This is a genomic window from Photobacterium makurazakiensis (assembly GCF_050336715.1).
Taxonomy (GTDB): domain Bacteria; phylum Pseudomonadota; class Gammaproteobacteria; order Enterobacterales; family Vibrionaceae; genus Photobacterium; species Photobacterium makurazakiensis.
Map to the genome: position 1 here is coordinate 242,533 of NZ_JAKJSJ010000009.1, position 22,166 is coordinate 264,698.

At 46.3% G+C, this 22,166-nt stretch carries 18 protein-coding genes; 9 read left to right on the top strand and 9 right to left on the bottom strand.

The features are described from left to right. Nucleotides 1-22 precede the first annotated feature (22 nt). The 4 genes from L4D09_RS01415 to cobA form a co-directional block, all read right to left on the bottom strand. Nucleotides 23-1,498, bottom strand: a complete 1,476-nt coding sequence (locus L4D09_RS01415) for a NarK family nitrate/nitrite MFS transporter (protein ID WP_428455702.1) — start codon at nt 1,496-1,498, stop codon at nt 23-25. 296 nt (nt 1,499-1,794) lie between these two features. Next, nucleotides 1,795-2,121, bottom strand: a complete 327-nt coding sequence (gene nirD, locus L4D09_RS01420) for a nitrite reductase small subunit NirD (protein WP_428455703.1) — start codon at nt 2,119-2,121, stop codon at nt 1,795-1,797. Between the two features lie 7 nt (nt 2,122-2,128). Continuing rightward, nucleotides 2,129-4,726 carry a nitrite reductase large subunit NirB gene (gene nirB, locus L4D09_RS01425; protein ID WP_428455904.1) on the bottom strand — a complete coding sequence of 866 codons (2,598 nt, stop codon included), beginning with the start codon at nt 4,724-4,726 and terminating at the stop codon, nt 2,129-2,131. A gap of 17 nt (nt 4,727-4,743) precedes the next feature. Then, nucleotides 4,744-5,634, bottom strand: coding sequence for a uroporphyrinogen-III C-methyltransferase (cobA, locus tag L4D09_RS01430; RefSeq protein ID WP_428455704.1), 891 nt, complete (start codon nt 5,632-5,634; stop codon nt 4,744-4,746). A gap of 407 nt (nt 5,635-6,041) precedes the next feature. Here cobA and L4D09_RS01435 point away from each other — a divergent pair, with 407 nt between their 5' ends. From L4D09_RS01435 to L4D09_RS01465, 7 genes are all read left to right on the top strand, one after another. Next, nucleotides 6,042-8,750 carry a molybdopterin-dependent oxidoreductase gene (locus tag L4D09_RS01435; RefSeq protein WP_428455705.1) on the top strand — a complete coding sequence of 903 codons (2,709 nt, stop codon included), beginning with the start codon at nt 6,042-6,044 and terminating at the stop codon, nt 8,748-8,750. Nucleotides 8,751-8,849: 99 nt separating this feature from the next. Beyond that, on the top strand, nt 8,850-9,584 hold the full coding sequence (locus L4D09_RS01440; RefSeq protein ID WP_428455706.1) for a GntR family transcriptional regulator: 735 nt from the start codon (nt 8,850-8,852) through the stop codon (nt 9,582-9,584). A 441-nt stretch (nt 9,585-10,025) separates the two neighbouring features. Beyond that, nucleotides 10,026-11,486, top strand: a complete 1,461-nt coding sequence (gene xdhA / locus L4D09_RS01445) for a xanthine dehydrogenase small subunit (RefSeq protein WP_428455707.1) — start codon at nt 10,026-10,028, stop codon at nt 11,484-11,486. After that, a complete protein-coding gene (gene xdhB, locus L4D09_RS01450; RefSeq protein ID WP_428455708.1) occupies nt 11,479-13,878 on the top strand; it encodes a xanthine dehydrogenase molybdopterin binding subunit in 2,400 nt (799 codons plus the stop codon). The genes xdhA and xdhB overlap by 8 nt, the downstream gene beginning before the upstream one ends. 17 nt (nt 13,879-13,895) lie before the next feature. After that, a complete protein-coding gene (xdhC, locus tag L4D09_RS01455; protein ID WP_428455709.1) occupies nt 13,896-14,771 on the top strand; it encodes a xanthine dehydrogenase accessory protein XdhC in 876 nt (291 codons plus the stop codon). Continuing rightward, nucleotides 14,768-16,123, top strand: a complete 1,356-nt coding sequence (gene guaD, locus L4D09_RS01460; RefSeq protein ID WP_428455710.1) for a guanine deaminase — start codon at nt 14,768-14,770, stop codon at nt 16,121-16,123. The genes xdhC and guaD overlap by 4 nt, the downstream gene beginning before the upstream one ends. Nucleotides 16,124-16,139: 16 nt before the next feature. Further along, entirely contained in the window at nt 16,140-16,466 is a 327-nt protein-coding gene (locus L4D09_RS01465) for a hypothetical protein (RefSeq protein WP_428455711.1), read from the top strand. 81 nt (nt 16,467-16,547) lie between these two features. Here L4D09_RS01465 and L4D09_RS01470 read toward each other — a convergent pair whose 3' ends face one another. Then, nucleotides 16,548-17,444 (bottom strand): LysR family transcriptional regulator, encoded by an 897-nt coding sequence (locus L4D09_RS01470; protein ID WP_428455712.1) that lies wholly within the window; start codon nt 17,442-17,444, stop codon nt 16,548-16,550. Between the two features lie 108 nt (nt 17,445-17,552). Here L4D09_RS01470 and L4D09_RS01475 point away from each other — a divergent pair, with 108 nt between their 5' ends. Further along, nucleotides 17,553-18,164, top strand: coding sequence for a LysE family translocator (locus L4D09_RS01475; protein ID WP_428455713.1), 612 nt, complete (start codon nt 17,553-17,555; stop codon nt 18,162-18,164). A 26-nt stretch (nt 18,165-18,190) separates the two neighbouring features. Here the strand turns inward: L4D09_RS01475 and L4D09_RS01480 are convergent, their stop codons facing one another. Beyond that, nucleotides 18,191-19,012 carry a helix-turn-helix domain-containing protein gene (locus L4D09_RS01480; protein ID WP_428455714.1) on the bottom strand — a complete coding sequence of 274 codons (822 nt, stop codon included), beginning with the start codon at nt 19,010-19,012 and terminating at the stop codon, nt 18,191-18,193. A 114-nt stretch (nt 19,013-19,126) separates the two neighbouring features. On the opposite strand from L4D09_RS01480, the gene L4D09_RS01485 reads away from it, so the two are divergent. Then, the gene (locus L4D09_RS01485; protein ID WP_428455715.1) at nt 19,127-19,600 is read left to right on the top strand and encodes a YHS domain-containing (seleno)protein; all 474 of its coding nucleotides are present in this window, start codon (nt 19,127-19,129) and stop codon (nt 19,598-19,600) included. Nucleotides 19,601-19,682: 82 nt separating this feature from the next. Here the strand turns inward: L4D09_RS01485 and L4D09_RS01490 are convergent, their stop codons facing one another. From L4D09_RS01490 to uraD, 3 genes are all read right to left on the bottom strand, one after another. Next, nucleotides 19,683-20,954 (bottom strand): urate hydroxylase PuuD, encoded by a 1,272-nt coding sequence (locus tag L4D09_RS01490; protein WP_428455716.1) that lies wholly within the window; start codon nt 20,952-20,954, stop codon nt 19,683-19,685. Between the two features lie 42 nt (nt 20,955-20,996). Continuing rightward, a complete protein-coding gene (locus L4D09_RS01495; RefSeq protein WP_428455717.1) occupies nt 20,997-21,554 on the bottom strand; it encodes an ureidoglycolate lyase in 558 nt (185 codons plus the stop codon). A gap of 95 nt (nt 21,555-21,649) precedes the next feature. Beyond that, a complete protein-coding gene (gene uraD, locus L4D09_RS01500) occupies nt 21,650-22,165 on the bottom strand; it encodes a 2-oxo-4-hydroxy-4-carboxy-5-ureidoimidazoline decarboxylase (protein WP_428455718.1) in 516 nt (171 codons plus the stop codon). Between the last annotated feature and the right edge of the window lies 1 nt (nt 22,166).

The window sequence follows — 22,166 nt, forward strand, 5'->3', positions numbered from 1 at the left end:
CCCCCTCTACATATACTCAGGCCTAGCTCTTAGCGACATCAATCATAGTGACGCTACCGTCATCATTTACCTCGGCTATTTGCCCTCTAGGCTCTTCCATCATCAATAAGGTGATGAAACCCACCACCGCTGTAGCTGCTATCACATAGAAAAAAGTGCTGTAATCCACCAATGAGAGAATTGTCAGGTAACAAACTGCTCCAACATTGCCATATGCCCCTGTCATACCTGCAATCTGTCCTGTCATGCGGCGTTTAATCAACGGTACCGTTGCAAAAACGGCACCTTCCCCTGCCTGTACAAAAAACGAACAAGCCATCGCGGCAAGTACAGCCAACCAAACCGGCCAACTACTCTCTACCTGCCCCATAAGGAAGTAACCAACAGCTAAACCTGCGGTTAAAATCAACAGCGTTGGTTTTCGACCAAACTTATCTGAAATCCAACCGCCACCTGGGCGAGACATTAAGTTCATAAAGGCATAGGCTGAAGCAACCATACCTGCCATTACGGGGGTTAATTCAAAGGTATCTGAGAAGAACAGTGGCAACATTGAAATAACCGCCAGTTCAGAGCCAAATGTCGCAAAATAGAGCACATTTAACACAGCAACCTGCTTAAATTTATAACGGTGGATTTCTGGTACCGGTTTTTCAAAGACATGTTTATTAACTTTCCAAACCTGCGTGACTTCATACAGGTACACCACAGCCAGCGCTATATTAATCCCCGCCACCATACTCTCTTCAAGCATACCAACACCGCTTGGCGATAGTTTCCAAGCCAATAAAGCCAATGCGCCATACATCGGTAGCTTCATGATTAGAAGTAAGAAGAAATCACCTTTTGATGTCACTTCCATCGCGGTCAGGTTCTTCGGCTTGAAGTAGGTCGCACCTTTCGGGGTATCGGTTACATTGGCATAAAAGACAAAGGCAAAGCCAAGACTCATTACGCCAGTGATTGCCATGGCATATCGCCAACCATCCTCGCCACCAAACATCAGTGCGACTGTCGGCAGGGTAAACGCTGCTGCCGCAGAGCCAAAATTACCCCATCCACCATAGATACCTTCAGCAGTGCCTAACTCATTATGGGGAAACCATTCAGAAACCAAACGTATACCAACAACAAAGCCTGCCCCAATGAAGCCCAAAGCAAATCGTGCAATTGCTGCTTGTACAAAATTGTCGGCAAACGCAAATACAAAGCAAGGTATCGAGCTGATAGCCAGTAAGGTGGCGTAAACAATACGTGGGCCATATTTATCCGTTAGCATGCCTATCACCACCCGAGCAGGTATCGTGAAAGCAACGTTAAGAATTAATAACGTCTTAATTTCAGCCGTTGTAAGACCCAGTGACTCCTTTACCGCTTGTAGCAAAGGTGCAAAGTTAAACCAAACGAAAAAAGTAATAAAAAAAGCAAACCAACTAAGGTGAAGAATTTTCATCTTCCCCTTAAATGAAAAAATATTGAACGAACCAGTTGATGACATTTTATGTATCCTTATATCATAATCTAACCTGTTCAATGCACTCATCATGCCACATTAATAACACACGTAAAAACAACAAGTTAAAGTGATAATTTGAGAGTACTCCGAGCAAAACACAGATAACAGCTTGGTAATGATGCAATCACGCACCAAAGTAGACCAAAATCGCAGTATAACCACAAAGTGGTATGTGTTTTTATTTGACTATCATACTGATTTACAAGTCGAATATTAATCAGAAATAAAAAAGCATGGCACAAGCCATGCTTCATATAACAAACAACCAAATACTATCATTATTGACTTAGCTGGACATCTCCATCAAAACACCTTACTGCATAGGTTTTTAAAACCACCTCTGGCGCTTCAATGCATTTTCCGGTGAGTAAACTAAAATGCTGTTTGTACAACGGAGAAGCAACAACTGTCTCTTCACCCAATGAGCCGATCATCCCCCTTGAAAGCACATTGGCGCCACCAATAGGATCGTAATTATCAACGGCATACAACGACTCTGTTCGCTCACAATAAAAAATAGCCACCTGCTTGTTATCGACTAACGCGCAGACGCCAGTATTCTTAACAAGATCTTCTTTTCGACACACGGTTTGCCACTGTTCCATCATTACCTCACACTGACTTTTCTGTAATATCAACAATCTCGATTCGCTGGCCGTTCGTAACGGTAATGTCTACAGGGCGCCGCTGACCACGTTCGAGCTCATAGGCCAAGCCCTGATCGGGACGTTCGCTATTAATAAAATGGCTAAATCGTTTGAGTTTTTCAGGAGAGGCCAAGGTTGTTTGCCACTCACACTGGTACTGGCTGATGTTATAAGCCATATCGGTTTCGAGCTCTTTTGCCAGTCCAAGTTTATCCTCAATAACCACCTGCTTAAGGTAATCCAACCCGCCTTCAAGATTTTCTAGCCACACCGAAGTACGCTGTAAGCGATCAGCCGTGCGAATGTAAAACATCAGTAGCCGATCAACATAAGCGAGTAAGGTGGCAGAATCTAAATCGCTAGCAAATAAATCAGCATGGCGTGGCCGCATACCACCGTTACCGCAAACATACAGGTTCCAGCCATTTTCAGTGGCAATAACCCCAATGTCTTTCGACTGAGCTTCAGCACACTCTCGTGTACAGCCCGACACCGCAAACTTGAGTTTATGAGGGGCGCGTAACCCTTTGTAGCGATTTTCTAGTTCAATCGCGAAGCCAACACTGTCAGCGACACCGTATCGACACCATGTACTGCCAACACAAGACTTCACCGTACGGACCGATTTGCCATAGGCATGGCCTGTCTCGAAGCCAGCATCAACCAACTTCGACCAAATCAATGGTAACTCATGCAGTTGAGCCCCAAAAAGGTCGACCCGTTGACCACCTGTTATCTTGGTGTATAAATCAAATTCTTTCGCTACCTCCCCCAGTACAATCAAGCTATCAGGCGTGATTTCACCGCCGGGAATACGAGGCACCACCGAGTAAGTACCATCTTTTTGCATATTGCCGAGATAAATATCATTGGTATCTTGCAGCTCAAGGTGGACATCATTTAGCACGTAGTCATTCCAGAATGACGCCAATATCGAACCAACTGCTGGCTTACACACATCACAACCCAACCCTGTGCCGTGGCTATCTAACAATGCATCAAAGGTTTTAATTTGTTTAATTCGAACAATATCAGCCAGCTCCTGACGTGAATATTCGAAATGTTCACAAAGGTGATTGCTGACACTCACTCCCATTGAAGCAAGCTCTGCATCCATGATCTGCTTTGCAAAGGCCGCACAGCCACCACAACCAGAGGACGCCTTGGTTACTGATTTCAGATCAGCCATGGTCTGGCAACCACTGGCAACAGCCTCTCGGATTTGTCCTTTGGTCACATCGTAACAAGAACATACCGAGGCAGTATCAGGAAGCGCCTCAACACCCGCACCGCTTGAGCTCGCGTCTTCACCCGCTAATTGTGGCAATATCAGCACTGCTGGATTCTCAGGCAACGGCATATCATTTAGTTTTATTTGCAGTAGTTGATCATAACTTTCAACATCACCCACCAGCACCGCACCAATAATTTTATCGCCTTCGGGGGAGATTATAAGACGTTTATAAACTTGCTCTATTTCGTCACTAAAGGTGTAAGACTGCGCACCTTCCGTTGAACCTTGCGCATCACCGATACTAGCAACGTCGACACCAAGTAGTTTTAATTTGGTGCTCATATCAGCCCCTTTAAAACCACCCTCTGCTTTATCAAGGCAAAACTGCTGTGCCACGACTTTTGCCATTTGGTAACCCGGAGCCACTAAACCAAAAATTCGGTTTTGCCATAATGCACACTCGCCAATGGCATAAATATCTTCAACGCTTGTTTGGCATTGGTTGTCGATAACAATGCCGCCACGCTCTCCCACTTCGATACCTGACTGGCGAGCCAATGCATCTTGTGGCCGGATCCCTGCAGAAAAGACCACCATATCGGTTTCAAGTGACGTACCATCAGCAAAGTTCATGCGATAACGGCTACTTTCACCTGCAACAATTTCTGTTGTGGCCTTTTCGGTGTGAACCGATACCCCTAAGTCTTCGATTTTCCTAGCAAGTAAAGCCCCACCTCCTTGATCAAGTTGCACCGCCATCAGCCTTGGTGCAAACTCCACGACATGGGTTTCGAGCCCCATGCACTTCAGTGCATTTGCAGCTTCTAAACCGAGTAGCCCTCCACCAACTACCACACCAACTTGGCTTTGGTTACCTGATACCTCTATCGCTTCGAGATCATCAATAGTGCGGTAGACATGGCAATGTGTTTGGTCATTACCCGGTATTGGAGGGACAAATGGGTATGAGCCCGTTGCTAAAATCAGCTTGTCGTAAGGCTCTTCACGTCCGCTTGCCGTCACAACCTGCTTGTTGTGGTGATCAACCTGCGTAACACATTCATTCAAAACATAATTAATACCGTGCTGCTGGTAATAATCCTCATCAGTCAGCGCCAAGTCCTGTGCAGACTTACCACTGAAATAGTGACTTAACTGTACCCTGTCATAGGCCAATCTTGATTCTTCTGAAAAGGTAATGATCTGAAATTGGCCATCGCTATCATGCACCAACATATCTTCTATAAATTTGTGGCCAACCATGCCATTGCCGACGACGACTATTCGCTGTTTTGCTGACAAACATTTTTCATGTTGTTGTTTACTCATCATGCGCCTTCCTTTGCTTATGCCGTCATTTTCGATTGTTGTTGCACTGACATTGCCGTCAACCATTGCAACTGCTCTGCCAGTGATACAACCTCACCAACCACTATTAACGCTGGAGATTTCACTTGATGTTCATCAACCAATGACGAGAGCATTGATAAATCACCCGTGACAAGGCGTTGCTCAGGACAACATCCATTTTCAATTAAAGCCACTGGCGTATCAGCAGCCATTCCTGCCGCGATCAAACGCGTGGTGATCAACGCCGTTTTGCTCAGCCCCATATAAAACACCAAGGTATGATCAAGTTGCGCCAGTGCCTGCCAGTTTATATCGAGGGTTTTCTCAGCGTGTGCCGTCACAAACGTACACCCTTGTGACATACCACGGTGAGTCAGCGGAATACCAGCATACGTTGTACACCCTGCCGCGGCGGTGATCCCCGGGACAACCTCCACGTCGATATCCAGCGTTTTAAGTGCCAACATTTCTTCACTGCCTCGACCAAAGATGAAACTATCACCGCCTTTCAAGCGACAAACAGATGAGCCAGCCTGTGCATACTCAATTAAGATTTGGTTTATCTCACTTTGGCTAGCACTGTGCTGCCCTTTTGCTTTGCCGACATACACAGCTTTTGCTGTGGCAGGGAACAAGGCACAAATGTCATCACTAACAAGTCGGTCATATACGATGACATCTGCTTGCTCTATCGCTTTTAGTGCCTTGAGTGTTAATAACATTGGGTCACCTGGCCCAGCACCAACAAGGCTTACTCGGCCACTTCGCTGCTTGCGTAATAAGACTGACGAAGAGGGGATTGTTAATTGAGGGGCTAGCGATGAAAATTGGCTTCGAGCTGGTAAATCAACAATCGCACTTTCATATTTTTCTGCTTTATTTGACATTTCATCCTCACTCGTACTTTCCATGTACGCTGCTATTGCTATGAAGACAGAACAGCAAAGACAGTGCCAAATCGATTACGAACGTGACACAATAGAAGCAAGTTATTGTTTTTAAATTGATTTAATTTTTTATTTTATCTTCTACTCTCATCGCTTTACTTATCCAACAATTCATACACTGCACTTAACTTGTGCAAAAATGCCGTTCATTGCACCAATCCATATCGCCAGACGATATAAAACACCACAAGACATACCCATAAAGTATTACACTCGGAGTAAATACCCACAAAGAAGCAATAATAAAGAACTTAGCTTTGCTTGATGACATTTTATCAGCGAATAAATAGTTGGCGCGGTTATTGCCGTTATCAGCAGTAAGGAAATTGACATCGAGGTAAATAACGATGAGTGACAGCACCGATAAATGGATTAAAACCACCTGCGCATACTGTGGCGTAGGCTGTGGCATAGAAGCTAAACCGAACGCTCAAGGTACGCTTGATATCAGAGGAGATACTGAGCACCCTTCAAATTATGGCAAGCTATGCACTAAAGGGCTCACGTTGGGGGAGACCGTCGGCCATCAGGGCCGTTTGCTCACCCCCTCAATACACGGCGAATCATGCCAATGGGACCAAGCTTTAGATTACGTTGCTGAGCAGTTTAACCAAGTTATCGAACAACATGGCCGGCAAGCTGTCGCTTTTTATGTCTCAGGGCAATTACTCACCGAAGATTACTATGTTGCCAATAAGCTGATGAAAGGATTCATTGGCAGCAGCAATATTGATACGAATTCAAGGCTCTGCATGTCATCGTCTGTCGCGGGCCATAAGCGAGCATTCGGTGCTGATATTGTACCCGGCTGTTATGAGGATATTGAGCAAGCTGAATTAGTGATCTTGACAGGCTCAAACCTAGCTTGGTGTCATCCGGTATTGTTTCAACGATTAAAAGCCGCCAAAGCCAAGCAAAACACCAAAGTCGTGGTTATTGACCCACGTAAAACAGCGAGTTGTGATATTGCCGACCTGCACTTACCGTTAAAGTCTGGGAGTGATGTTGCTTTATTCAATGGTTTGTTGGCCTATCTAACTAAACATCGATACCTCAACCAACAATATATAGAAGCTCACACCGAAGGCTTTGACCTCACACTGGCTACCGTGGGTGACTTTGCCGCCTTAGATCAAGTGCAAGCAGCAACAGGGTTATCAGCAAAACAGATCAATGACTTTTATCAGCTCTTTGCCCAAACCAATAAAACCGTTACCGTATACTCGCAAGGCGTGAATCAATCGACATCGGGCACCGACAAAGTCAACAGTATCATTAACTGCCACCTTGCCACAGGACGCATCGGCCAACCGGGTAGCACCCCGTTTTCAGTAACAGGCCAACCTAATGCGATGGGAGGGCGTGAAGTCGGCGGACTTGCCAATATGCTGGCAAGCCATATGGATTTTAATAATGCAGACCATCACCGTCTAATTAGCCAATTTTGGCAAACAGACACCCTTGCCCAAGCGCCAGGACGAAAGGCCATGGCAATGTTTGATGCTATCGAGCAGGGTGAAATTAAAGCGATTTGGATAATGGCAACCAACCCCGCCGTCAGCCTGCCAGATAACCAGCGAATTAATAAAATTCTTGGTGAATGTCCATTAGTCGTCGTTTCTGACTGTATGGCAGACACTGATACCCTGCGCCATGCCCACGTAAAACTGCCCGCTCAGGGCTGGAGTGAAAAGTCAGGTACCGTTACCAACTCCGAGCGGCGAATATCACGCCAACGACGTTTACTACCCACCCCAGGAGAAGGAAAACCCGATTGGTGGATCATCAGTGAAGTAGCCAAAAGAATGGGGTTTTTTAATGCATTTCATTATCAACATGAAGCTGATATTTTTAAAGAATACAGTCAATTAACTGCATTAGATAACCATGGGGAAACAGCCAGATCCCTCAACCTTGCAGGGTTGAGCCAGCTGAGTAGCAAAGAATACCATCAGCTTTCCCCCCAGCAATGGCCGGTACATAACATTAACCAAGCGACACCTCGGCTTTTGGGAGATGGTCAATTTGCAACGCCGTCAGGCAAAGCTCAGTTTATTGCTTGCCAGTTTGAGCCACCAATTGCTCAGCCAAGTGCTAGATCTCCGTTTATTCTAAATACCGGACGGGTTCGTGATCACTGGCATACAATGACACGCAGTGGATTATCACCTCGCTTATCAGAGCATACCAACGAGCCTTTTGTCATGGCTCACCCCGATGACGCAACACGTCATCAGCTTACACAAAACGGCATCGTCAAGCTAAGCAACGAATATGGCCAAGCCCACTTTCGCCTGCTCACCAGCAAAGATGTCCAACCTAATAACCTATTTGCCCCCTTTCACTGGAACGACAGCAATAGCAACATGGGAAAAGTGACGACGTTGATCGGTCCGCACACAGACCCGATATCGGGACAACCCGAGTTTAAACACACCCCCGTCGCCATCACTCCTTTTGTATCCAACAGCACAGCGATACTGGTTACACGTACCAAAATAAATACCCAAGCACTCAACGCACTACCCAATACATTTTGGACTCATCAAACCATGCACCGAGGCCACCTGTACCGTATATCTTCCAGTGCTCCCCCAGCTTGGCTAAATGAACACTTGCAGCGCTTACTCTCCCATCAAACGGAGACACTCAATCATTCGCACACCAAGCAGCAGATCATTAGCATCAATACCAGTGATGAACGACGCTTCGCCAAACTGGTGTCGGGAAAAATCGAAGCCGCTTTGATTATTTCACGTGACATACAGCAACATGATACTGAGTACCTATTCACCCTACTTGGTCGAACACTCAACGACAGCGTAGTACAGTCACTCTTCACAGGAAAAACGGACCCAAAACAGCGAGCAGGAAGAATGGTATGTGTTTGCAAAAAAGTCGGGGAAAAAGCCATCTGCCAAGCCATAAAAAATCAGCAACTAACAACAGTACAACAAGTCGGTCAAACCACCCAAGCAGGCACGGGATGTGGCAGTTGCACGGCCGAAATTCAAAACCTGCTTGAACAAAACCCAATCGTGCATACAAAAACATGACGTAGCTAGAAAATTGTATACAAAACCCAGTATTCTTTGCCTGCAAACGCCATAATAGATTTATACGTTTTATCAGGCGAAAGAGGATTTTGCATCAGCATGACAAGCCTTAATAAGTCGGTGCGAAAAAAGAATAAGCCCAAATCTCCAAATCAAACTCAAGATGACATTGTCTACTGTCACATCTTTGACGCGATTCTTGAGCAGCGGTTACCGCCCGGCACAAAATTGAATGAAGAAGCACTGGCTGAAATATTCGGTGTTAGCCGAACCATTATCCGCCGTGCTTTACTCCGCCTCTCTTTAGAGCAGGTGGTTGTTATCCGCCCAAACCGCGGTGCCATTGTGGCAGAGCCGACGATAGAAGAAGCCAAGCAAATATTTAAAGCTCGTGAAATATTAGAGCTCGCTATCACGGAATTGGCTGTAGAAAATGCAACCGCAGAGCAGATAAAAGAGTGCCGAAAATTAGTTGAGGAAGAATCTGCCGCCTACGAACAAGATGACCTAGGCCGCGGCATTCGCCTTTCTGGTGAGTTTCACCTCAAGATCGCCGAAATGGCTAACAATACACCCCTGTTAACCTTCCAGCGTAGCCTTGTCTCACAGACATCACTCCTTATCGCACAGTATGAATCTGGCCACCAATCTAATTGCTCACTCGATGAACATACTATTTTACTTGATACCATTGAGGCCGGCGATAAAGACACGGCAAATAAGCTAATGGTTGCCCACCTAAGCCATATCCGCTCAAAGCTAAACCTTGATGCAGAAGACACTTCTAACGATCTCCATGTCGTCTTCTCTAACGTGATCAAGCAAAAAAGTTAACCTCGATAAAGCCGCATTAATGCGGCTTTCTCTTTATTTTGTACACAATATTCCCCTCATTTCACCACAAAACAGTAACACACTGATAATTAACAGTTTTAAAATAATAAACCTCATACCTCCACAAAACACTTGCCAGCATATAAACCCAGACATTTAGCTATTGATAACTTTAAAACCCTAACCTAAATGTAATTAACCACAGATATAACCATCATTTTATTTAAAACCTTTCTTACTCACTTTTTTATTTATCTGACTCATTTAACACATAACCAGCAGGCCAAAAAACGCTAACCCACTGATTATAAAGGATCAGGTTAATTTCCTCACCTGCACCAATGTTGCATTTTTGTAATCAAATAGTTGACCAAAAGGTCAAATTGAATAATTATTGACCCAAAGGTCAGAAAACAATCGAATTGACAACGAGGAGGTCTCTTGATTACGTTTTTACTCAATCAGGAAATAAAACAAGAAACAGATCTGTCTCCCAATATGACAGTGCTTAACTACCTGCGAACAAAAATCAATAAAACAGGTACAAAGGAGGGCTGTGGGTCTGGTGACTGCGGTGCATGTACCGTGGTCTTGGGTGAGCTGGTCAATGGTGAATTACGCTATCGTTCCGTAAACTCTTGCCTCACGTTTGTTTCTGCTTTGCACGGTAAGCAGCTGATCACGGTTGAAGACCTACAGAACAACGATCATTCGCTGCATCCCGTTCAACAAGCTGTTGTCGATTTCCATGGCTCGCAATGTGGCTATTGCACCCCTGGCTTTATCATGTCGATGTTTGCTTTAGGAAAAAACTCACCTAACGCCAATAAAGCACAGGTCATGGAATCCTTGGCCGGTAACTTATGCCGCTGTACTGGCTACCGCCCCATTGTCGATGCGGCTCTGTCGCTTTCAACCGAAAAGCCATTACTTGATCAGTTTGCTGAATTAGAGCAGCAAACAGTTACTAAGCTTGAATCCATTGCAGACGAGCCTGCTACGTTAGCACTTGGCGATCTCTCCAGCTATTCACCCACCACTACCGATGAGCTTGCCGCTTTATTACTGGAACACCCAGAAGCTAAGCTAGTCGCTGGAGGGACAGATCTTGCCTTGGAAGTGACACAATTCCACCGTGAAATTAAAACGTTGATCAGTGTAAATTTAGTCAATGACATGAAGGTGTGTGATACCGCTGGAGATAATATTGTTATTGGTGCCAACCTGCCGATCAGCGATAGCTACAGTACACTCCACCACTACTACCCAGATTTTGGCGAACTGCTGCACCGCTTTGCATCGCTGCAAGTTCGCAATCAAGGCACCCTCGGCGGCAACATTGCCAATGCGTCTCCTATTGGCGATGCGCCGCCACTCCTTATCGCCCTTGGCGCCAGTGTTCAACTGCGCCGAGGCAATGAAACAAGAGTGCTTCCACTGGAAGATTACTTCATCAGCTATAAAGTCACCGTACAGCAGCCATCGGAGTTTGTAGAAAAAATCATTATTCCTAAACCGCAGGCGATGAATGGTCAAGCCCCAACATTTAGGGCGTATAAACTATCCAAGCGTTTAGATGATGATATTTCTGCTGTCTGTGGTGCGTTTGATATCACCATTAAGAAAGGGGTTGTGACCCATGCCTGTATCGCCTTTGGCGGAATGGCAGCGACGCCAAAACGTGCGACACATTGTGAACAACAGTTACTTGATCAACCTTGGAATCTCACCACCATAAAAGCCGCTATGGCAGCGCTTAGTGACGATTTCGAGCCGCTATCTGATTTCAGGGCTAGCAAGGAATACCGCACCCTCACTGCGGCTAATATGCTCCACCGCTATTTCATTGAACAGCAAAACACCAATAACACGATTCAAACGAGGGTAACGTCTTATGTCTAATCAACACAAAGCGGCAATGAGCCACGAAGAGATGGTTGCCATCGCTAAACAAGACCTGAAAACGGGTGTTGGTAAAAGTGTCAAACATGATAGCGCTGCAAAACAGGTTACAGGTGAAGCTGTTTACATCGATGATCGTTTAGAGTTCCCAAACCAACTTCATGTTTATGCTCGCCTTAGCACTCAGGCTCACGCGACCATAACCCATATTGACGTTACGCCATGCTACGAATTTGACGGTGTCGCGATTGCCATAACCAGCAAAGATGTACCGGGACAGCTAGATATTGGTGCGATTTTACCGGGCGACCCTCTCCTGGCTGATGGCAAAGTTGAGTACTACGGCCAACCTGTTATCGCCGTAGCGGCCAATGATTTGGAAACGGCGCGTAAAGCAGCCCATGCCGCCATTATTGAATATGCCCCTCTACCTGCAATTCTGGATGTCAAAGAGGCGCTAGCAAAAGAGCATTTTGTTACCGATAGCCACCGCCAGCAACGAGGTAATTCAGCAGAAGCCCTCTCCAAGGCTCCGCATGTGCTGGAGGGTGATATCGACATTGGTGGGCAAGAGCACTTCTACTTAGAAACCCAAGTCAGTAGCGTGATGCCGACCGAAGACGGTGGCATGATTGTCTATACCTCAACCCAAAACCCGACCGAAGTCCAAAAGTTGGTTGCCGAAGTGCTTGGCGTTCCAATGCACAAAGTTGTAATTGATATGCGCCGTATGGGTGGTGGTTTTGGCGGCAAAGAAACCCAAGCCGCTTCGCCAGCTTGCCTCTCTGCGGTTATCGCTCATCTAACTGGCCGACCAACCAAAATGCGCCTGCTGCGTAATGAAGACATGACGTCTACAGGCAAGCGCCACCCCTTTTTCAATCAATATAAGGTCGGTTTTGACGATACTGGCCGCATCTGTGGCATTGATATTACCGTATCGGGCAACTGTGGCTACTCACCAGATCTGTCGAGTTCGATTGTCGATCGCGCCATGTTCCATTCCGATAACGCCTATTACCTTGGTGACGCTACTGTAACGGGCCACCGCTGTAAAACTAATACTGCCTCGAATACGGCTTATCGAGGTTTCGGTGGCCCGCAGGGCATGATGACCATTGAACACATCATGGATGAGATAGCTCATTACCTGAAAAAAGATCCGCTAGAGGTGCGTAAGCGCAACTACTACGGTAAAGATGAACGTAATATCACCCACTATTACCAAACCGTCGAAGATAACTTTCTGCCGGAAATCACCGCTGAATTAGAAGCCAGCAGTGACTATCATAACCGCCGTAAAGAGATTGCGGCATTCAATGCCAGCAGTCCGATATTAAAGAAAGGATTGGCAATCACCCCTGTGAAATTCGGTATCTCGTTTACCGCTACCTTCTTGAACCAAGCCGGTGCGCTTATCCATATCTATACCGATGGCAGTATTCACCTTAACCACGGTGGTACAGAAATGGGCCAAGGGCTAAATATCAAAGTTGCCCAGATCGTAGCCCAAGAATTCCAAGTGGATGTTGAACGTATTCAAATTACCTCAACCAACACTGATAAAGTGCCCAATACGTCACCGACAGCGGCATCATCAGGTACTGATCTAAACGGTAAAGCGGCGCAAAATGCCGCCCTGACCATCAAGCAACGTTTAATTGAATTTGCCAGCAGCCATTTCAGTGTCAGTCCAGAAGACGTCGTTTTCAAAAATGGCATGGTTATGGTGCGAGAAAAGCTGATCCCATTCGAAGAGTTTATTCAACTGGCTTATTTCAATCAGGTCTCGCTCTCGAGCACAGGGTTTTACCGCACCCCAAAAATCTACTACGACCACCAGCAAGCCAAAGGCCGCCCATTCTATTACTTTGCCTACGGAGCCTCATGCTCAGAAGTCATTATCGATACCCTAACTGGCGAGTATAAAATTCTACGGGCAGATATTCTTCATGATGTCGGTGCATCACTCAACCCGGCGATTGATATCGGCCAAATTGAAGGCGGCTTTATCCAAGGCGTTGGCTGGCTGACAACTGAAGAGCTGATCTGGAATGAACAGGGCCGCCTAATGACCAATGGGCCTGCCAGCTACAAAATTCCGGCCATTGCCGACATGCCGATAGATTTTCGAACCCATTTACTGCAAAACCGCAGTAACCCTGAAGACACCGTCTTTAACTCTAAAGCCGTGGGCGAACCACCATTCATGCTGGGCATGTCGGTTTGGAGTGCCTTGAAAGACGCTATTGCTTCAGTTGCTGAAGACGGGACTATCCCCAAACTGGACACCCCTGCTACTCCAGAGCGTGTACTGATGGCAATACAAGCAGTACAGCCCTCTTTTCACCAAGCCAAAGATCATCACAAGATCACCGAGCAGGCCGAGTAAGCATTAAGGAGTTGACGATGTTCAATGACAACTGGATACACGAGCTGGCAAAACTCGAAGAAAAAGGCGAAGCCTGTGTCATGGTCACGGTACTGGAAGACAAAGGCTCGGTACCTCGCGATGCTGGCACCAAGATGCTGGTGACACGAGACACACTTATCGCCACTATCGGTGGTGGCCACTTAGAACATTTAGCCACTCAAATGGCACGAGAAATGCTGCTGATTGGTGATCGCCATCTGAAAGTCGAGCAATTCAACCTTGGTGCGCGCTTAGGGCAATGTTGCGGTGGCTCAGCGACCCTAAGTTTCGAGCCGATAGGCCAACAGCAAAACCACCTTGTCCTGTTTGGTGCCGGCCATGTGGCAAAAGCGTTATTGCATATTGTCTCTACCTTGCCTTTCAAGGTAACGTGGATAGACGAGCGGGAAAACGAATTCCCCGAGCAGCTGCCAATGGGCGTAACCAAGTTAGTGTCTGATGATCCGGTTGGCGAAATACGCCACATGCCGGCAAACAGCTACTACTTGGTAATGACCCATAACCATCAGCTGGATTTCGAATTGACTCGCGCCATTTTAGATAAAGGCGACAGTGCCTACTTCGGCATGATTGGTTCACTCACCAAGCGCAAGAAGTTTGATTACCGCCTGAGCCAACGTGGCTATGACCAAACGGCAATTAACACCATGACTTGCCCTATCGGTATTGCATCGGTAAAAGGCAAGCACCCCGCAGAGATTGCCGTTTCAGTGGCGGGCGAGTTGATTGCTCATTATCAGGGTGAAACGATAGAGCAAAAACGCCCTAGCCAAACAAGTCGTCATGAGAACAGTCAACCAACGGATGAAGTTGATCCCGTACACAGTGAGTACACAAGGAACAAACAATGACAGCACAACGCAAGGCTTACCGATCTGCTATTTTGCATAGCATTGCTGATCCCAAAGATGTCGGGCTTGAGCACTCATACCAGTATTTTGAAGACGGTATCATGGTGGTAGAAGATGGCCACGTTATCGATATCGGTAATGCCGATGAGGTATTGGCACGGCTACCACAAGCGGTAACCGTGGAGACCTTTGACAATAAGCTGATCACCTCTGGCTTTATCGACACCCATATCCATTACCCGCAAACAGGCATGATTGCCTCTTACGGTGAGCAGTTGCTCGATTGGCTGGAAAACTATACCTTCCCAGAAGAACTACGATTTAAAAACCCGATTTATGCTCAGCAAGTTGCCTCCTTGTTTTTAAACGAGCTGGCCAGCAACGGAACCACCACCGCACTGGTGTTTGGTACGGTACATAAGGAGTCGGTTGATGTGTTTTTCCAAGAAGCAGAAAAACGCAACCTGCGGATGATTGCAGGTAAAGTATTGATGGATCGCAATGCGCCAGACTACCTGACCGATACACCAGAATCCGGTTATCACGACTCGAAAGCATTAATCGAACGCTGGCACAACCGTGGCCGATTGCTTTATGCCGTTACACCACGCTTTGCCCCGACCAGTACCGACGAGCAGTTAGCAACTGTAGGCAGACTGCTAAAAGAATACCCTGACGTATACATGCACACGCATTTATCGGAAAACAAAAAAGAGATTGAATGGGTACTCGATTTATTCCCAGAGCGGGAAAACTACCTCGATGTCTATGATCATTACGGTATGTTGCATGATCGCTCCGTCTTCGCCCACGGTATTCACCTGTCAGACTGCGAATGCCAAAGGTTGTCTGATACCGGCTCTGCGATTGCATTCTGTCCGACCTCAAACTTGTTCTTAGGCTCAGGACTGTTCAACCTACCGAGACTGGAAAAATTCAAGGTCAATGTTGGTATGGGCACCGATGTCGGCGCAGGCACCAGCTTTTCAATGCTACAAACCATGAGTGAAGCCTACAAAGTTATGCAGCTTCAGCAAGAGAAGCTTCACCCCGTCAAGTCACTGTTTCTGGCGACCCTTGGTGGTGCTAAAGCCCTGCGCTTAGATGACAAAATTGGCAACCTTGCCGTCGGGAAAGAAGCTGATTTCGTCGTGCTTGATTTGCATGCCACCCAGCTAATGCGGTTTAGGATGAAACAAGCTAAGACCCTTGAAGAGAAACTATTCGTACTCATGAGCCTTGGGGATGACCGTACAGTTTGCCAAACCTATATCTATGGTGAAAAGGCATACGACATTAAAGGTAATGACGGCACCCAAGGCAATAACAACATTCACCAACTTGCAGGCTAAGCAGGAGACCCCGGATATGGCAAATAACAAAAACCCGCAAACTAGAATCACGACTGTATTGCAACGCATGACCGATCTCGTCGAGGCCGACCCTCGTTATGCCGAGCTGTTTGCCCCTGAGCTAAATAGTCTACTCGATGGTGTAAAGGACGGTGAGGGCTTTGGCCTACACGGTGAGCTTGACCCGCGTGGCGATGCCCGTCTTGGCCAGTTCAGCCTTGAGCATGTCGCTGGAGTTGATGATGACTGCCCTCATGGCACGCCAACCACTCATGATTGCGAACTACGTATCCAGCATGGTGTTTGTTCTGGCTGTGGCCGACAAACTATTTACCCTCGGTAGGCTATTTCAAACGAAATAGCAGACTGAAAGGCACCACTAACCCTAGCAATATCCTTTAAATCGTTTTGTTTGTGTTTGACATTACCCCAGTGAAAGCTGGGGATTTTTTTCGTCTTCCGTCGGTGTACATAATCGCAAGCTTTGCTGTAACCAATGGGTAAAGTTCAACTCCAACTCATCACCAGATCCCTGCTGACTCAGTAAGATGTAATCATGCCCAGATAAAACAAAACCGAATGGCGCAATTAAATTTCCGCGTTTTAAATCATCAACGACAAGCGGATACGCACCTATCGCCGCCCCTAGCCCATCAACCACAGCCTGAAAGCAGAAGTAAAAATGCGCAAAGGTTTGATGACTATTGCCACTTAGGGCCTGACCACCAACACTACCTGACCAGTCATCCCAAGCTTGCGGTCTTGTTTGGCTGTGTAAAAGCTTCACTTTTGTTAAATCGTGCTTTATCTGCTCCCAATAGTCCGGAGCAAACACAGGGCCAACCCATTCCTCAACAAGTTTTGTCTTTCTATAATCATGTTGCAGCTTAAAATCATCACGCCGAATGGCTAACGACAATCCCGTCGACCCTAATGTGACAGGACCACCAGCCGTTGACAGCCTGACATCTGTCCCTGACTGTTCATGAAACGCCGATAAACGCGGCATCAACCAACGCATTGTTAACGTTGGCTCGCAAGAGACCTCCAAACATTGTTTCTTCAGCTGATTGAGCTTATCAACCCCCATTTCTAAGGTTTGGAATGCTTGCTCTGTATAGCCTTTTAATAATTGGCCTTCTTGAGTTAAGTACAGGTTCCGCCCTTGCTTATAAAACAAAGATTGAGATAAGTAGCTTTCAAGGGTCTTTATTTGTTTACTTACCGCACCATGGGTGATGTTTAATTTAATAGCAGCTTCACTAAAGCTCTGCGATGTTGCTGCTATATGGAATACATGAAAGGCTTTCAAATGTCTCACGCGTGACTTTTCCTCACAGGTTGCTAGATTTTATTTCGATTATAGCCACCATTATAAACGCATACAATGAGCCCTAATTACACATAACATATCGAATATGAGGTACATATGGAGCTTTTAAGTCTTGCTATCTTTGGCATCCTAATTGTAATCAGTCCAGGGGCTGATTTCGTTTTAGTCTTAAAAAACAGTCTTAATCAAGGCAGAAAAGCTGGCGTTTGGACAGCAATAGGCATTAGCTTGGCTATTTGTGTGCACATTAGTTATTCACTATTAGGAATAAGCTACTTAATCTCACAGAATGCGGCACTGTTCGCCTCGATTAAATATGCAGGCGCTGCGTATTTGATCTTCATCGGAATTAAAGGCCTCATTAGTGATAGTGCTGAGGTTGAGCTATCGGCAGGGGAGGAAAATAACGTAAGTGCACCTCAATTTTTAATGCAAGGTTTTTTATGTAATGTACTCAATCCAAAAACAATGCTCTTTTTCCTCAGCATCTTCAGTCAGCTTATTTCCCCTGATATGGATGAAAACAGCACGGCATTATTATATGGGGGGTATATGATCATTGTGCATGCCCTTTGGTTCAGTCTCGTGGCGATACTATTTACATCAAAAGCGCTCCAATCGCCGTTGTTCAGAATGAAGAAAAGACTCAATCAAGCTTGCGGAGCAGGGTTAATTACGTTTGGCTCTTTACTTGCTATCAAGTCTTAAAAGATAACAACTAAAAACGTTAATATTTAAGGATTGATAGCGACCCAAGCCTTCGGTGACATACCTGTTTTCTTGCGAAACGCGCGGGCGAAGCCGGAGGTATTGCTATATCCAACTTCTATTGCAACATAGCTGATAGGCATGCCTTTTTTCAGCATGCTTTGGGCGATGGTCATTTTCCAACCAAGAATATAATCACCAGGGGGCACGCCCAAGACTTGGCGGAAAGTTTCAATAAACGTAGTGCGCGACATTGCTGCTTGCCGAGCAAGTTCAGGCACTGTTCGTGTTATCTCTGGTTGCTGGTGGATCAGCAATAGCACAGGCGCAAGTTTGGGGTGACTTAAGCCTGCAAGCATACCTTGGGTAACAACGTTTTGCGCGACCAACTCCCTAAATAACATCACTATCAGCACTTCAGTTAGCCTGTCCATGACTAGAGCTCGCCCGTGCCGACTATCGTGAACCTCTTCGAATAAGCTACTCACAACCCCCGCCAAGCTAGGGCAGCGCGACAGCGGTAATAAAACCATTTCGGGTAATGCGCTGGCTATTGGGCTATGCCTGCCTGCACCATAGCTCACCTCCGCACAAACCACTTCGGCATGGTCATCTTGGTTGGCATGTAAGCGGTGACCTGTTGGCTTAGGGAACAACAGTAAGCTCGGCTCGGTTAATACCAACTTCTGCCCAGCTCTTTGTACGGTCAGCGTACCGGTCTTGAGTAGGTGTAAATGACCCACCGCGTTATGGTTTTTCTCAAATTGAGAGATGCCACACAACTGCCCCGAATAAAACACCCCGGCAGAAACTGAAAATCGACTCAATACCTCTGACAGCGGATCCATGCCGTTACCTCGTACGATTGGTATAAAAAAGCGGATGATAATATCTCAAACGTTCAATATTCACGTCTAAATTATAGTCATTGCCAACCGGTAACTCGAAAACGGAGATTCATAATGAGTATGTTCATGCAATTCATTCGTCTTACAGTCGCTATCGCGCTGTTAAGCATTTCGACGATAACCTTTAGTGCGGATGTGGGTATAAGTACCGATAGTAACGACATCGCGATTAAAGGTTACGATCCTGTCGCCTACTTCACCGACAACAAGGCGGTTAAGGGAGATCCGTCACTGACCGCCACCTATCAAAACGCGATTTACCAATTTAGCAGTACCGATAATCGTGATGCATTCAAAAAGGCCCCCGAAAAATATGTCCCCCAATATGGTGGTTATTGCGCCTTTGGTGTGGCAATGGGCAAGAAGTTTGAAACTGATCCCAATGCATGGAAATTGGTCGATGGAAAACTGTATTTGAACCTTGATAAAAGTGTTCAGAAACGTTGGTTAGAGAATGTCTCAGGTTATATCTATTCAGCCAATACCAACTGGGTCACTATCAAAGCCGTTGATGCTGAAAAACTGTAAAAAAGAAAACCCCAGCCACTTTCGTGGCTGGGGGTGCACAGATTTGATGCAATAGAGATTGTTACAACGGATAGAACATTTTTTACTGAATAATGGCACCTTGCTCAACCCAATCACCGATCAATTGACGCTCGGCATCGGTCATCTGTGTTAGGTTACCAAGCGGCATTACCTTGGTCTGTACAGATTGCGCCATAATCCTCGGTACATTCACCTTAATTTCATCAGCAGTGTCTAAAATCACCCCGCCAGGAGCAGTCTGGAATGCTGCATGAGTTGGCGTAGCTGAGTGGCATACACTACAACGTTCTTGGATAACCGTATTGACTGACGCAAACGCAATACCATTACTGCTACTTGTCGCTGCAATATCACCCGCAGCACCTTCAGTAGAATGACTCGCCGCTGGTGCATTTGCGTCTACGGGCGCTGATACCGTGGCTGGCGCCGAAGAACGGTTCATATTAGGTGACGTTACAAAAGCAAGTGTGATCATGCCAAATGCTGCGACAGGTAATGCCCAAGCAAACTTTTGGCTACCATGACGGGTATTAAAGTAATGGCGGATCAAGATACTGAACACAGCTAGCCCAGCCAAAATTAACCAGTTGTATTGTGAGCCATAAGTACTTGGAAAGTGGTTACTGATCATTATGAACAGTACTGGTAGCGTCAGGTAGTTATTATGACGAGAGCGTAGTAAACCTTTTGCAGGCAATGCCGGATCTGGTTCGCGCTTTTCTTCGATTGCCTTCACCAAATTGCGCTGTGCTGGCATGATAACCCGAAAGACATTACCCACCATAATAGTACCAATAATGGCACCAACATGGATGTATGCGCCACGCCCACTAAAGACTTGCGTTAGACCATAAGCCGTCCCCACTAAAGCCAAGAACAGGATGATCCCTAGTAGTAGCGGTGTCTTGCCTAATGGCGAGTTACATAACAGATCATACACAAACCACCCTGCCACTAACGAACCAATGCCTAAAGCAATCGCGGTTGTTGGTTCAATACCTGAGCCTGGGGCTATCAAGTAAATCTCGGCATTAAGGTAGTAAACGACACCCAATAAGCACACGCCTGAGATCCATGTGAAGTAAGCTTCCCATTTAAACCAGTGTAAATGCTCTGGCATTTCTGGCGGCGCAAGCTTGTACTTTTCAAGGTGATAAATACCGCCACCATGAATAGCCCATAAATCACCAGATAGACCGGTTTTTGGGTTGACCCGGTTAAGGTTATTTTCCAACCAAACAAAATAAAATGATGCACCGATCCATGCTACCCCCACAACCATGTGAACCCAGCGAATCGCTAAATTCAACCATTCCGTCATATGTGGATCCATAATTAACTCCTTTTTATGGCACCTTGATTGCTCTCTGGCTTATCAAGATGCAGCTGATACGAGACGCTGATCCCCCTGCTGCGTTAGCGCATCTATGGCTAACTCTAGCTTCACATCATCACTGAAAAACACCTCATCGCAATTGTTGCCAGGGCCTGCCCTATCAACAATGAGGAACTGATCTTTATCCGTTAAAGTCAGCACAGGATGATGCCACACCCCCTTGTGGTAATTGACACCTTGCCTACCATTACTGAGGAAAGCCCGTAATTGAGTTGGGTCTGGCGTGTCACCTTTAGGGGCAACAAGGATCAGGTACGGATTGCCAAGCAGCGGGATAAAAGCCTGTGAGCCTAGTGGATGACGCTCCATCATCTTGACAGGTAACGGGTATTCCAGCGGTGTCGCTTGGAAAATACTGATGATTGGTTCTCCACCACCTTCAGTGACATCAACATCTGCCATTCTGTGGTAACGACGGGTTGAACCGTTGTTAATCATGAAGTATTCACTCTCGTCTTTGTCAATCACATCACCAAATGGCGCAAACGCCTCTCGAGTTAGCGGCTCAATGGTGAGCTGACGGGCTGATAGGCTCATTTTATCCTTCTCCTTGGTCATACATAATTTCAAGCACTCGCAGATAAGTAACGTTTTATCAACGTATTGCCGTGATAGTCGTCTCTCCTTGTGACTTACATATCCCGGAGGCGGAACAAAGCGATCTTATTGATCTCTTCTATCGCGGTTGCAAACTCAGTTTCACTATCATTGCCTAATCGCACCTCGAAGGAGTCAAGGATTTGGTAACGATTGGCCCCTTTCACTGCCATGATGAAAGGAAAATTGAAACGCTCTTTGTAACTATTATTAAAATCCGTAAATTGCGTAAACTCATCAGCAGAGCATTGGTCTATACCTGCTCCTGCTTGTTCTGACGTTGACGCGGCGGTTAGCTCGCCGTTAACCGCCGCTCTTCCTGCTAAATCAGGGTGAGCATTGATCAGGGCCAGCTGCTTCTCTTTACTGGCTGCAATCAGTATGGTGGCCATTTTTTTATGCAAAGACTCAATCTGATTATCATCTGGGACAAGCCCATCATCAAAGGTAGCCTCTGCCACCCAAGGGCTGTGCTCATATATGTCAGCAAATTGGCTGACAAACGCATCACGTGACAAAGTAGCAGGGCGACAGGTTTGAAATTCAGCCATT

Bases quoted from the DNA above. Each gene is read 5' to 3' on its own strand.
- L4D09_RS01495 (WP_428455717.1), bottom strand. From the start codon at position 21,554: ATGAGCCTATCAGCCCGTCAGCTCACCATTGAGCCGCTAACTCGAGAG.
- L4D09_RS01475 (WP_428455713.1), top strand. From the start codon at position 17,553: ATGGAGCTTTTAAGTCTTGCTATCTTTGGCATCCTAATTGTAATCAGT.
- L4D09_RS01485 (WP_428455715.1), top strand. From the start codon at position 19,127: ATGAGTATGTTCATGCAATTCATTCGTCTTACAGTCGCTATCGCGCTG.
- L4D09_RS01465 (WP_428455711.1), top strand. From the start codon at position 16,140: ATGGCAAATAACAAAAACCCGCAAACTAGAATCACGACTGTATTGCAA.
- L4D09_RS01415 (WP_428455702.1), bottom strand. From the start codon at position 1,498: ATGTCATCAACTGGTTCGTTCAATATTTTTTCATTTAAGGGGAAGATG.
- guaD (WP_428455710.1), top strand. From the start codon at position 14,768: ATGACAGCACAACGCAAGGCTTACCGATCTGCTATTTTGCATAGCATT.
- L4D09_RS01440 (WP_428455706.1), top strand. From the start codon at position 8,850: ATGACAAGCCTTAATAAGTCGGTGCGAAAAAAGAATAAGCCCAAATCT.
- nirD (WP_428455703.1), bottom strand. From the start codon at position 2,121: ATGGAACAGTGGCAAACCGTGTGTCGAAAAGAAGATCTTGTTAAGAAT.
- cobA (WP_428455704.1), bottom strand. From the start codon at position 5,634: ATGTCAAATAAAGCAGAAAAATATGAAAGTGCGATTGTTGATTTACCA.
- xdhB (WP_428455708.1), top strand. From the start codon at position 11,479: ATGTCTAATCAACACAAAGCGGCAATGAGCCACGAAGAGATGGTTGCC.
- L4D09_RS01480 (WP_428455714.1), bottom strand. From the start codon at position 19,012: ATGGATCCGCTGTCAGAGGTATTGAGTCGATTTTCAGTTTCTGCCGGG.
- xdhC (WP_428455709.1), top strand. From the start codon at position 13,896: ATGTTCAATGACAACTGGATACACGAGCTGGCAAAACTCGAAGAAAAA.
- nirB (WP_428455904.1), bottom strand. From the start codon at position 4,726: ATGAGTAAACAACAACATGAAAAATGTTTGTCAGCAAAACAGCGAATA.
- L4D09_RS01435 (WP_428455705.1), top strand. From the start codon at position 6,042: ATGAGTGACAGCACCGATAAATGGATTAAAACCACCTGCGCATACTGT.
- uraD (WP_428455718.1), bottom strand. From the start codon at position 22,165: ATGGCTGAATTTCAAACCTGTCGCCCTGCTACTTTGTCACGTGATGCG.
- L4D09_RS01490 (WP_428455716.1), bottom strand. From the start codon at position 20,954: ATGGATCCACATATGACGGAATGGTTGAATTTAGCGATTCGCTGGGTT.